The following is an 11,245-nucleotide window of genomic DNA, read 5'->3' on the forward strand; positions in this document are numbered from 1 at the left end:
GTGAGGATCCACTCTCTTTGCTCTCTTCTCTCTGCTCTCTCCTCTTCCTACTCAGGATATCCGCCAAGGACTCCGTCCGAGTATCGCGACCGGCTGCTGCTAGGTGTGGGACACAGGAACAGCAGGAATGGGCAGCTCCGGCAAGGCCAGGGATCCACACTGGGCGTGGTGGCGCAGCAGGTGGTCGCAGAGCACCAGGGCCACCATCGCCTCCACCATCGGCACCGCCCGCGGCAGCACACAGGGATCGTGGCGTCCCCGCGCCGCCAAAACCGTCTCTTGCCCATCGAGGGTGACGGTGTTTTGGGCCTGGCGAATGGTGGCGGTGGGTTTAAAGGCCACCCTTAGGAGGATATCTTCTCCGTTGCTGATGCCCCCCTGGATGCCGCCGGAGCGGTTGCTGCGGGTACGCCAGCCGGCAGGGGTCATGTAAAACTCGTCGTTGTGCTGCTTACCCGTCAAGTAGGTGCCGGCAAACCCAGAGCCGATCTCAAACCCTCTGCTGGCCGGCAGGGACATCACCGCCTTGGCCAAATCGGCCTCCAGCTTGTCGAACACCGGGGATCCCAGTCCGCGGGGCACGTTGCGGGCCACACATTCCACCACACCCCCTAGGGAATCCCCCTCCCGCGCCGCCTCTTCGATTTTTTGGATCATCGCTGCTGCCGCTTCTGGATCGGGGCAGCGGACGATGTTGGCCTCCACCTGCTCTGCAGTTACCGAGCTGGGATCCACCTGGGCTTCCACGTCTTTTACCCGCTGCACGTAGGCCAGGATCTCCACCCCTGCCGCTAGGCGCAGGATCTTCTTGGCAATGGCCCCGGCAGCCACCCGGCCAATGGTTTCTCGCGCTGAGGCCCGTCCGCCCCCCTGCCAGTTGCGGATGCCGTACTTGGCCTGGTAGGTGGCATCGGCATGGGAAGGGCGGAAGGTGGTGGCCATCTCCTGGTAGTCCTGGGGGCGGGCATCCTGGTTGCGCACCAGGATGTGGATGGGGGTGCCCAGCGTAAAGCCCTGAAAAACCCCGGAGAGGATCTGGCAGCGATCCGCTTCCTGGCGGGGCGTCGTGATGGGGCTCTGGCCAGGACGCCGCCGATCCAGCTCTGCCTGAATGTCGGCCTCGCTCAAGGGCAGCCGCGGCGGGCAGCCATCCACCACCACCCCCACCGCCCCCCCGTGGGACTCGCCATAGGTGGTCACGCAAAACAGGACACCGAAGGAGTTGCCGTTGGCCATGGGATCCCCAAGCAAGAAGCCGTTACTCGCAGGCGGCTGGGAGAGACTGTTTTCTATTCTGCACTAGGGGAGTGGCGGGCAGTGCGGTGCAGCTGGCGGCAGCCGGCAATTCCCCGCAACACCAGGTGGGGATCCCAGCGCAGCTCTGGGTCAAGCGGGCCCAAGTGAGGGTGGAGCCACTTCCCATCCCCGCCGGTCAGCAGCAGGGGGCCTTGGGGAAAGCGGCGACGCCAGTCGGCAATGAACTCGCGCAAGCCAGCCAAGAGGGTGTGGAGGATGCCGCTGCGGATGGCAGCCACGGTGTCGTTGGCCCAGCGAGGGGGCAAGGGATCCTGCGGATCCCACTGCACTTTGGGCAGCAGGGCTGTGTGATCAGCCAACGCCTGCGCCTGCAACCCCAGGCCGGGCAAGATGGCCCCTCCCACCAGGGATCCTTCAGAGTCAGCTCCTGTGAGGGTCAGGGCAGTACCCGCGTCGATGACCAAACAGGGCCAGCCGTAGTGGATCCCAGCAGCCCACAGGGCCAAAGCCCGATCCAGCCCCAACCCCGGGTAGGGATCCCGCAGCGGCACCTGCGATAGCTCCAATCGATGCACCCAAGGGGATTCCGGCGGCAGGGGAGCAGAGCCCACAGGAGCCAGCCACAGCTCTGTCTGCTGCGGCCAGGACAAGGGCTGGTGAGCAGGAAACCGCTCCACCTTCACCAGGGTCTCCTCCACAAACCAACCCCAGCGCACGTGAGTGTTGCCCAGCACGGCTGCCAGCCACTCACGACAACAGTGCGAAGCGTTGAGATCTGCCCCCTCCTCAAAACTCATGCAACAGCTCTGCCTCCACGCGAAACAGCTCCACCGGCTGGTCGGCAGGGATCCCGGCCAACCTCTTAGCGGTAGCAAGCTGCCATTCTGTCGTCAAAGCCTCTCCCGGCAGCAACACCGCTCCCCGGGTTCCAGAGCGGACAAATAGGCCCATGCGGGTGGGATCCACCTGCTCCACAGCGGCAAAAGGACTCCGTCCCGCCGACGCAATGGGCACCACCCGCCGCACAATGGCTACCTGAATGGAGGCCGACTCCAGCTCCCCGGGTTGCAGAGGTACGTAGCGCCAATCGCGGGTGACTGCCCCCACCGCCGCCCGGATGGTGGCCCTGACCAGGTCCTCGCCGCTGGGATCCAAGCTGCCCCAGCAGCCACGGGGCCGACCCTCTGTACTCACCGTTACAAAAACCCCCGCAGAGCGCCGCCAGTGGGGCGGGATCTCCTCTGGAGGTGGCAGCACCTGGCCGGTGGCGAAGTAGTAGGCAATGGCCTGACGCGCCAGCGCCGGCAGGGTGTCAGGGAGAGGTTGTCGCCGGCTGGGAGAGGGGATCCCTTCTGAATCGGACTCCGTCCCGCCAGTGCGATCCCGTAAGCGGTGCGAGGCACCCATGGACTCCGGCGGAGGAACAGGGGCAGTTGTCTCAGAAGGCTGCGGCAGGGATCCCGTCCACAAGCCCAGCCCTGCAGCCAGGAGCAGGCCGAGAAGACCCAGCAATCGAATGGCGAAGGGAACTTGGCAGGTGGACACCAGAGGGGATCCGTTGGGGGTCACAACAAAGGAAGAGAAGATTCTCAGCCGTACTCTAGAAGCTACGTCCCCGCTGCTGCAAATACTTGAAAACGGTGTTTAGATCCTTGTCGCCGCGCCCAGAACAGTTGACCACCACCCGCTGCTGAGGGCCGAGCTGTGGGGCCAAAGTTTTCAGGTAGGCCAGCGCATGGGCCGTCTCCAGCGCGGGGATGATCCCTTCCAGCCGCGACAGCAGCAGCAGCGCTTCCACCGCTTCGTCGTCAGTAACCGCGTAGTACTCGGCCCGCCCGATTTCTTTTAGGTAGCTGTGCTCTGGCCCCACGCCAGGATAATCCAAGCCAGCGCTGATGGAGTGGGCCTCCTGCACCTGACCTTCTTCATCCTGCAGCAGGTAGCTCATGGCTCCATGCAGGACTCCAATCCGACCGCGGTTGAGGGTGGCAGCGTGGCGGGGCGTGTGCAGCCCTTCTCCGGCGGCTTCGATGCCGATCAGCCGCACCTGGGGATCCCGGACAAACTCGTTGAACAGCCCCAGCGCGTTGGATCCACCCCCCACACAGGCCAGCAACACATCCGGCAGCCCTCCCCATTTTTCCTGGCACTGCTGCCGCGTCTCCTGGCCAATGACATCGTGAAAGGCCCGCACCAGCTTCGGGTAAGGGTGGGGCCCCGCCACCGTGCCGATGACGTAGTGGGTGGTCTCCACGTTGGTTACCCAGTCGCGGATGGCCTCGGAGAGGGCGTCTTTGAGGGTGCGCGTGCCCGATTCCACTCCCCGCACCTCAGCGCCCAAAAGGCGCATCCGCTGCACATTGGGGGCCTGCCGCTCCATATCCAGCGCCCCCATGTAGATGACGCATTCTAGGCCAAAGCGGGCGCACACGGTTGCCGTGGCCACCCCATGTTGGCCGGCGCCAGTCTCGGCAATGATCCGCCGCTTGCCCATGCGCACCGCCAGCAGCACTTGGCCAAGGGCGTTGTTGATCTTGTGGGCGCCGGTGTGGTTGAGATCTTCCCGTTTGAGGTAGATCTGCGGGCCGCCGTAGTATTCGGTTAGCCGCTGGGCAAAGTAGAGGGGGCTGGGCCGCCCAACAAAATCCCGCAACAGGTTGTGAAACTCGGCGCGAAAGTCGGGATCCCGCCAATGCTGCTCAAAGGCTTCCTCCAGCTCCGTTAGGGCGCTCATCAGGGTTTCCGGCACAAACCGACCCCCAAACGGCCCAAACCGCCCCTGGGGATCCGGACGCACCTGCGGGTCAAGGGGATCCAAAACACGAGGGGAAAAAGCAAAAGAAGCTGAGGTCATGGCAGAGTCCGTCCGGGCCTTGTAGCCTGCAACTAGAGAGAGGCTTTCCCATTCTACAGAAGGAAGGGGCGATGACCAGTCTCGCCTCTCTTCTTCTGCCGTGGGATCCCGAAAAGTTGTTTTGAACAAGGGTCTTCCCAGGATTTTTAAGATAAGGCCGTCCGATTTTGAGGCGGCCTTATGGACAAGCATCTGCAAGAGTTGCTCCAGCAAGAAGATCAAAAGCGCAGAGATGAAGAGGTGCGGCGCACCTATGCCCTTTCTCAAAAGTCTCAGGGGGTGGCGATCTTTTTGTCCATTCTGCTTGCTTTTGCAGCCTACATTTACACGCGGCGGTGGAAAGCTCTGATGATCTTTCTGGGGTGGTGTCTCTTCATCGGCGTGTTGTTTAGCGACGAAGAAGGAGAGGTTTCTCTCCCTGGGCTGTTTCTGGCCTCCACCTGGGCAGCAGTAGACAACTGCGGCGCTATCCAGCGGGCAAGAGAAGAAATTGAACGGCTGCGCTCCGGCCAAAACCCTGATGTTGATCGGCAAACTTAAACTTGGTCGACAAAACAAAATAGTGGCCCAAAAATCGGTATTTTATTTCAAACTCTCGAAAAAGATGCTATACCTACTATTTCAAGTGGCACCCAGATACAAGCGGCGCAACCGACCCATTCTCAACGGCAGTGAAACTTGGATTCCTATTCCCTTTGTCTTTTGGGAAAGAGCTTGGACAAACCAAATTCTGTCCCCCTAGGAGAGGGGCTGGAGGTGAGAGAGCTTAGGATAGCTACAGATTAGAGCAATCAAAACCATGAAGTCTGCTGCTCGCCTAGCTTGTCTGCTTGCCGGACTGATCCTAGGAGCGGGGATCCCCGTCATTGCTCCCGACCCCGCCCTTCCCGTTGCCCAAGCCGGTTTCCGGCCCTATCTCAATGCCCGTTTCGGCTACCGCATCGACTACCCGGCAGACTTTATCCCGCAAGGGGAATCCGACAACGGCGATGGCCAAGTGTTTCTCGGTCAAGACGGGGCTGAGCTGCGCGTTTGGGGTGGGTACAACATTTTTCAAGCAACGCCCGCCAGCGCCCTGCAGGAAGAACTTCGCCGCAGCCGGGAAAACCAGCGCCAGGTTACTTACCAAGCTGTTGGCCGGGATTTCTTCGTGGTCTCCGGCTACGAGCCCGTTCGTGTCAGCGGTGCGGAGCCCTTTGGCCAGCGGATTTTCTATCTCAAAACAGTTGTCCGCCCTTCGCTGCAAGCTGGCTTTGAGTTCGTGTACCCGGCCAGCCGGCGCGAGCGCTATGACCGAGATGTGGAAGCTATAGCCCGTTCCCTGCGCCTTGCCGATCCCTGAGCTAGACCCAAGTTGGGGCATGATCGTAGGGATCCCTGGCAAAACCCAATGGCCGAGAGACCGCTGGATAGTTGGCTGCAGGAACGCATGCGGGTTGTTGGCCTGTCTTCTTGGCGGGCTTTACAGGCCCAGGCCGGGATCAGCCGCCGCGCCCTTGATCAGGTGCGCCGAGGGAAGTGGGGATCCCTGCGCCTGGAGCAGCTCCAAAAGCTGGCTGCCGCCCTGCAGTGGGACTTGGGATCCCTACTGCGCCTCAACGGGAATGACAAAATGGAATCCACCGATTCCTCAGAAGTCCTCTTCTCTCTGCTGCAGCCGCTGCTGACCAGCTACCCCACTGTCCGCCAGATTGCCCAGCGCAAGCCCGATTGGCCGGCCCAAAACGTGACAGCTCTGTTTCGCTCCTTAGACGCTCTGCTGCAGCGCTGGGGGTATGAGCCCATCGGCAACCCCCTGGAGTCCGTCCCCTTTGATCCGCAACTGCATCAACCGGATCAGCCGGATATTCAAAAGGGGGATCCCGTTTACATTCGCTTTGTCGGCTACCGCCGCGGTGACCACATCCTCTGCCCAGCCAAAGTCAGCCGTTCCCTGCCTGGAGGATTGAGCTGATGGCACCTGCCCCCAAAGCGACCCTAGCCATTGATTTTGGCACCAGCAACACGGTGGTGGCAGTTTGGGATCCCGCCCAAGCAGTGCCCCGTCTCCTCACTCTTCCCGGCCTCTCTCGCCCAGACCACTCGGCTATTCCCAGCTTGGTCTACGTGAAGGGAAAAGGCCAGCTCCTGGTGGGGGAAACCGTGCGCGCCGGTCGGTGGGGGGCAGTGAATCCGCAACGGCTGTTTCAGGGGTTTAAGCGGGACTTGGTGGCGGAGTTTGTCCCTCCGCCGCGAGTTCTAGATGGAGAGCGCTACGACGCCGAGAGGGTGGCCCAAGCTTTTTTGCAGACGGTGATGGAAGCTGTCCCGAAAGAACACCTGCAGCCGCAACAGCTGGTGTTCACCGCCCCTGTCGGCTCTTTTGAGCGCTACCTCAATTGGCTGCGGGGAGTGGCCAGTGCCTGTGGCTGGGATCCCGTTCAAATTGTCGATGAAGCCACGGCAGCAGCCCTGGGCTATGCGGTTGGCCAGCCGGGATCCCTAGTGCTGGTGGTGGATTTCGGCGGCGGTACCTTGGATCTCAGCTTGGTGCGCACCCTCGCTCCCCAAGCGGGTAGCCCTGTCCTCAAAGCGGAGGTGATCGCCAAGGCCGATGCCTATGTGGGCGGGGTGGACATCGACATTTGGATTGCCGACTACCTACTGCAGCAACTGGGGCTAAGCCGACAGCAAATTGGAGCTCTGGGCTGGCTCAACCTCCTGGAGCAGGCGGAACAGCTCAAGATCGCCCTTTCCACTCAGATGGAAGCGGTGGGCAGTTGGTTTGACGACGAAGCCCTCACTGCCCATGAGTTGAAGTTAAGCCGGCAGGAGCTGGAAGAGATCCTGGAAGCTCGTCAGCTTTTGGATCAAATCCGCCAGTGCCTAGACGACGTTCTCCTCACCGCCCAGGCGAGGGGATTGGGCAAGAACCAAATTGAGCAGGTGCTCTTGGTAGGAGGCAGCTCCCAACTGCCAGCAGTTCAAGAGCTGCTGCGCTCCTACTTCGGCAAAAAGAAAGTGCGCTGCGAACGCCCCTTCGATGCTGTGGCCCTGGGCGCCCTGCAGGTGGGCCGCCAGGTGAAGCTGGAGGATCGCCTGCACCACAGCTATGCCCTCCGCCTCTGGGATCCCTTGCAGAAAAGCTACATCTACTACCCCCTCTTCGAACAGGGCAGCCCCTATCCCTGCCGACGGGCTGAGCCCTTGATCCTGCAAGTGGCCAACGACGGACAAACGGAGATTCGCCTAGAGGTGGGAGAAGTGGCCCAGGTAGTCCAGTCGGAAGTGGTTTACGACGAGCTGGGGCGGATGAGCAGCCGGCAGCTCACCCGGCAAACCGATTTCCGATCCCTTGCTCCTCTTGGATCCCTGCCCATTCGCCTCAGCGAGACGGAGTCCTTACCGGTTTGTCTGGCCCGTTTGCAGCCCCCTGGCCGCGTGGGAGAGGATCGCCTTCGCGTCGAATTTGCCATTGATAGCTCGCGGCGCTTGTTGGTCACCATCACCGACCTGCAAACTCAGGCGCTCTTGGCAGAGGCCCAGCCTGTAGCCACCTTGAGTTAAGAGACGAAAGTAGAGAGAAGAGAGCGTCTTCACTGCAACGGAAGACAAAGAAAGCAATGTAAAGGGCACGACATGGCCACGATTCCCAACTCTCATCTCCCCTTGTGAGAGAGGGGTCGGGGGCTTGAGGAGAGTAGAGAGCGGTTGCGCCGACGGCGTGGGGTCTCAGGGGAAGGATCTCAATCATTGATATTGTTGATATTGATTATTGATTGAGAATGGCTGCATATCCAGTGATCTCTGTAGCGACTTGATGAATAATCTGAGCGATGGGATATGAATCTGATTTGCGTTTAACTACACTTCTTCTCTTGAGCTACCTTGGGAACAAATCTTGCTCTTGTCACCACCGCCCCATTTTGCCCGTCCTCCCCTCGACTTTATTCCGCCCGCCTATAGCGCCTGGGTGCTACGGCTCGTCCACGGGATCCTGCCCCTGCTCTTGCGGGTGAGGGTGCGGCGCTGGCTTCCTTCCGGCATTGCCAAAATCGAGGCCACAGGGGCGGAGATCTTGGCGCGGCTCTACCACCAGTTCCAGGAGGGTCAAATTCGCCTAGTCCTGGCTTTCCGACATGTGGAGGTGGATGACCCGCTGGTGGGCCTGTACGTTCTATCTCGCCTGGTGCCCGAAGCCGCCCGTCGACAAGGGATCCGCCTTCGAGAACCCCTTCACGCCCATTTTCTCTACGACCGGGGCATGCCCCTCTGGGGAGGGGAATGGCTGGGGTGGCTGTTGTCTCGCCTGGGCGGGATCCCTATACGCCGCGGTCGGAGGGTGGATCGGGTGGCGCTAAAGGCGGCCCGGCAACTGCTCCTGGATGGGCAATTTCCCTTTGCAATCGCCCCAGAAGGAGCCACCAACGGCCACAGCGAACGGATCAATCCCCTGGAACCGGGAATGGCTCAGCTGTGCTTTTGGTGCGCCGAGGACCTGGCCAAAGCTGGTCGCTCAGAGACCGTCATTTTGCTGCCCATTGGCATTCGGTACTACTACACGGATCCCTCCTGGACGAAGCTGGAGCGCCTGCTGGCGCGCCTTGAGCACCTGAGTGGGTTGACGCCTCCGAAGCCAGAGCCAAGATCCTCCAGGAGCCCCAACCTTCGCTACACCCAGCGGATCTGCCGCCTAGCCCAGCATCTCCTGGGACAACTGGAAGCTTTCTACGACCTACCTCCCTTCATCTCTGGGAGAGATGAAGAAGAACCACGGATAGAGCAGAGGCTAGCCCCTGGCCACTTTAACGCTCGCCTGGAGCGGCTGCTCCACAGAGCCCTGGAAACCGCAGAGACCTACTTTGGCCTATCTCCCCAGGGGGATTGGAACAGCCGCTGCCGCCGCATTGAAGAAGCCGCCTGGATCCAGATTTACCGAGAAGAATTGCGGCATCCTGGATCCCTGTCTCCCCTGCAGCGGGGGTTGCTCGACTGGAAAGCCCACCAGGCAACGCTCTACCTGCAGCACATGCGCTTGGTGGAAAGCTGTGTAGCCGTCCAGGAAGAGTATTTGCTGAGCAAACCCTCTTTTGAGCGGCTGGCAGAAACTGCCCTCATTCTATTTGATGTGCTGGCCCGCCTTCGAGGGGAATCCTACCCAGCCCGCCCTCGCCTAGGCTGGCGGGGGGTTCACGTGACCGTCGGGGATCCCATCTCCGTTAGCGAGCGGTTAGAGCGGTATTGCCGAGGCCGCCAGGAAGCCAAACAGGCGGTGACCGAGCTAACTCAGGATGTTTTTTCTTTCCAATTTCTTTCTTTTTCTTCCAATTTCTAGGGATCCCCCAAAGGGGGAACCAGCTTAGGTGAGAAGCCTGGCACTACTGCCGAGAGACTGCTGAAAGATAAACCACCTTCCCATCATAGAACAGAGCTGAGCCTTGGTCGCCCCGCTGGGACTCTGCTCGGTACTCCCAGCAGCAATAGGAACTCACTGTGGTTTTCCACAACCAGGTGAGGTACTGCTCCGGCCTCGCTCACCTCGGTGATGGTTGCTTCCTTGGTTTGCAGATCTGGAAGGCGATAGGCAACTTCCTGCTCCCCCTGAGAAAAGAGAGGGAAAACCTGGAAACTGCCCTCTTGAATGGGATCCCCAATACGCAGGGTTGGAAAGTTAAGGCTGGCCATCGACTCCTCCTTCTCGTTGAAGTTGCAAGGGTGTTGCGGAAGCTGCCCTTCCCCTTGTTGGCTTGGGATCAGCTCGCCGGATCCTGCTCCAATCTAAAGTCCTTTGGAAATGCTCCCTTCCTAAAAAAAAGAGGTGAGGGGACAGCCTTCGCCTTTCGGGACTCTGGTAGCGCGGATGGAAATCATCCTGACCAAAAGAGAGGGATCCCTAAAAAAGGGATCCCTGCCTCAATATCTGGGGTTGATCTCTAGCCTGAAGTAATTGAAATTAATCAGCACTAGTGAGTATCAAAGCACTCCGGGACTAGTCCCGCTCAATGTACAAAAAAAGCACTGCCATGCCTACCGCAGGAAGCAGCCAACCAACAATGGGGATAAAGATCCAAGGAAGATAAGCAGCAGCGTAAGAACCGGTCATGATTTTGCTCCTCTCAAGTGACTTGACAAACTTGACAACTAATTCACCAGCCCTCGAAAGATGGCGTCGATCCCGGCAAAGTTCTCCAGCAGGAAATAGGCAGCGAACACGCCACCCATACCTCCCAAGAAAAATCCTGCCGTCAGATCCCCCCAACCCCGAGCTGTAGCCAGAGGAGCGGCCCCCGGTGTTTCCGGCTTGTTTCCGAAGGTAACGCTGCCATAGGCCGACATGCAGGCGGTTCCCAGCAGCACAATCGCCATCGCCGTAACCAGCCCGCCTAAGTTAGCTGCCTCAGGGTAATCCCGCAGCGGCCCCAGCACAATTTCCGGCCCTACCAAGAAATAGCCATGGGCCAGCCCAATTTCTAGACCCCGCAACAGCGGCGATAAGCCAGGACGGTTGATGGGGAGATTGTTGATAAACAGACGGGTGACAGGAGAATCGCTGATGGGCGTCGAAAGATGCCCCTCGCAGGGATCGTCGTTAAAGGTGCGAATGTAATCCATGTCCGAATGTCCTGCCTGGAATTTTGCGATTCATTCTACGGGGCCTAAGTTACCCTCTCGGCAACCACCACCCGGATCGTTAAAAAAGTTCATGCTCGCTTAACACAGAGATAGCTCTTCTAAATAAGTTTGAGACATAAGTTTGAGACATTCCCTCGCAGAACCTGTCCTCAGCAATTCGCGCTCTTGCCCATGATCCCTGACCTGCTAACGCGAACTTCACCCTCTCCAGGGGGAGAAGAGAGAAGTCCAGATTCACCGCCTGGTTGTAACCAGTGGTGAGGAATAGCGGCAGCTTTTTCGGACTGTGTATTGAGTGTGTATTGAGTATTAAGTTGAGTATTAAGGTCTGCAATGAAGTGGGATCCCTGCTGGGCAAGGGATCGATATTGCGCTGTGGTAGGTAGCCCCGAAAAAAGTGGTAGATACACTGGCCATGGGTCAACAAAGCCTAAGTAAACTACCCGACTCCGACCGCTAAAGCGGTACGGAGCGGGCTTTCAGTAGCCCTGAGCCTGCTCTGCTCTACCAGAGAACAAAACA

General features: G+C 59.7%; 12 protein-coding genes. 5 read left to right on the forward strand and 7 right to left on the reverse strand.

Annotated features, from left to right (window positions below; genetic code table 11):
• Window positions 1-99 precede the first annotated feature (99 nt).
• The 4 genes from aroC to trpB are packed head-to-tail and all read right to left on the reverse strand — an operon-like array spanning window position 100 to window position 4,111.
• Entirely contained in the window at window positions 100-1,236 is a 1,137-nt protein-coding gene (gene aroC, locus NW834_RS05230; protein ID WP_414426242.1) for a chorismate synthase, read from the reverse strand.
• A 53-nt stretch (window positions 1,237-1,289) separates the two neighbouring features.
• Window positions 1,290-2,054 carry a pantothenate kinase gene (locus NW834_RS05235; protein ID WP_414419648.1) on the reverse strand — a complete coding sequence of 255 codons (765 nt, stop codon included), beginning with the start codon at window positions 2,052-2,054 and terminating at the stop codon, window positions 1,290-1,292.
• Complete coding sequence (locus NW834_RS05240; RefSeq protein WP_414419649.1) at window positions 2,044-2,802, reverse strand: AMMECR1 domain-containing protein; 759 nt, start codon at window positions 2,800-2,802, stop codon at window positions 2,044-2,046. Before NW834_RS05240 ends, NW834_RS05235 begins: the two co-directional genes overlap by 11 nt.
• Window positions 2,803-2,857: 55 nt before the next feature.
• On the reverse strand, window positions 2,858-4,111 hold the full coding sequence (gene trpB, locus NW834_RS05245) for a tryptophan synthase subunit beta (protein ID WP_414419654.1): 1,254 nt from the start codon (window positions 4,109-4,111) through the stop codon (window positions 2,858-2,860).
• A 180-nt stretch (window positions 4,112-4,291) separates the two neighbouring features.
• Between trpB and NW834_RS05250 the strand changes: the two genes are divergently transcribed.
• The 5 genes from NW834_RS05250 to NW834_RS05270 all read left to right on the forward strand — a co-directional run bounded on the left by NW834_RS05250 (window position 4,292) and on the right by NW834_RS05270 (window position 9,425).
• Window positions 4,292-4,651, forward strand: coding sequence for a hypothetical protein (locus NW834_RS05250; protein ID WP_414356638.1), 360 nt, complete (start codon window positions 4,292-4,294; stop codon window positions 4,649-4,651).
• Window positions 4,652-4,910: 259 nt separating this feature from the next.
• A complete protein-coding gene (locus tag NW834_RS05255; RefSeq protein WP_414419650.1) occupies window positions 4,911-5,453 on the forward strand; it encodes a hypothetical protein in 543 nt (180 codons plus the stop codon).
• Between the two features lie 48 nt (window positions 5,454-5,501).
• Window positions 5,502-6,065 carry a hypothetical protein gene (locus NW834_RS05260; protein ID WP_414419651.1) on the forward strand — a complete coding sequence of 188 codons (564 nt, stop codon included), beginning with the start codon at window positions 5,502-5,504 and terminating at the stop codon, window positions 6,063-6,065.
• Window positions 6,065-7,657, forward strand: a complete 1,593-nt coding sequence (locus tag NW834_RS05265; protein WP_414419652.1) for an Hsp70 family protein — start codon at window positions 6,065-6,067, stop codon at window positions 7,655-7,657. Before NW834_RS05260 ends, NW834_RS05265 begins: the two co-directional genes overlap by 1 nt.
• Before the next feature lie 340 nt (window positions 7,658-7,997).
• A complete protein-coding gene (locus NW834_RS05270) occupies window positions 7,998-9,425 on the forward strand; it encodes a 1-acyl-sn-glycerol-3-phosphate acyltransferase (RefSeq protein ID WP_414419653.1) in 1,428 nt (475 codons plus the stop codon).
• A gap of 83 nt (window positions 9,426-9,508) precedes the next feature.
• On the opposite strand, the gene NW834_RS05275 is transcribed toward NW834_RS05270, so the two are convergent.
• The 3 genes from NW834_RS05275 to NW834_RS05285 form a co-directional block, all read right to left on the reverse strand.
• Window positions 9,509-9,775, reverse strand: a complete 267-nt coding sequence (locus tag NW834_RS05275) for an ARPP-1 family domain-containing protein (protein ID WP_414399589.1) — start codon at window positions 9,773-9,775, stop codon at window positions 9,509-9,511.
• A gap of 304 nt (window positions 9,776-10,079) precedes the next feature.
• Window positions 10,080-10,193: a photosystem I reaction center subunit VIII gene (locus NW834_RS05280; protein ID WP_011433114.1), complete on the reverse strand. Its 114-nt coding sequence runs from the start codon at window positions 10,191-10,193 to the stop codon at window positions 10,080-10,082.
• 38 nt (window positions 10,194-10,231) lie between these two features.
• The gene (locus NW834_RS05285) at window positions 10,232-10,702 is read right to left on the reverse strand and encodes a photosystem I reaction center protein subunit XI (RefSeq protein WP_011433113.1); all 471 of its coding nucleotides are present in this window, start codon (window positions 10,700-10,702) and stop codon (window positions 10,232-10,234) included.
• Window positions 10,703-11,245 lie beyond the last annotated feature (543 nt).

Origin of the sequence: Synechococcus sp. R60.1, assembly GCF_047461835.1 — a bacterium.
In the GTDB taxonomy this organism is placed as follows: domain Bacteria; phylum Cyanobacteriota; class Cyanobacteriia; order Thermostichales; family Thermostichaceae; genus Thermostichus.

What these genes read in the sequence shown, in the direction of transcription:
- NW834_RS05280 (WP_011433114.1), bottom strand. Translation starts at nt 10,193, where the DNA reads ATGACCGGTTCTTACGCTGCTGCTTATCTTCCTTGGATCTTTATCCCC.
- aroC (WP_414426242.1), bottom strand. Translation starts at nt 1,236, where the DNA reads ATGGCCAACGGCAACTCCTTCGGTGTCCTGTTTTGCGTGACCACCTAT.
- NW834_RS05255 (WP_414419650.1), top strand. Translation starts at nt 4,911, where the DNA reads ATGAAGTCTGCTGCTCGCCTAGCTTGTCTGCTTGCCGGACTGATCCTA.
- trpB (WP_414419654.1), bottom strand. Translation starts at nt 4,111, where the DNA reads ATGACCTCAGCTTCTTTTGCTTTTTCCCCTCGTGTTTTGGATCCCCTT.
- NW834_RS05235 (WP_414419648.1), bottom strand. Translation starts at nt 2,054, where the DNA reads ATGAGTTTTGAGGAGGGGGCAGATCTCAACGCTTCGCACTGTTGTCGT.
- NW834_RS05260 (WP_414419651.1), top strand. Translation starts at nt 5,502, where the DNA reads ATGGCCGAGAGACCGCTGGATAGTTGGCTGCAGGAACGCATGCGGGTT.
- NW834_RS05250 (WP_414356638.1), top strand. Translation starts at nt 4,292, where the DNA reads ATGGACAAGCATCTGCAAGAGTTGCTCCAGCAAGAAGATCAAAAGCGC.
- NW834_RS05285 (WP_011433113.1), bottom strand. Translation starts at nt 10,702, where the DNA reads ATGGATTACATTCGCACCTTTAACGACGATCCCTGCGAGGGGCATCTT.
- NW834_RS05265 (WP_414419652.1), top strand. Translation starts at nt 6,065, where the DNA reads ATGGCACCTGCCCCCAAAGCGACCCTAGCCATTGATTTTGGCACCAGC.
- NW834_RS05275 (WP_414399589.1), bottom strand. Translation starts at nt 9,775, where the DNA reads ATGGCCAGCCTTAACTTTCCAACCCTGCGTATTGGGGATCCCATTCAA.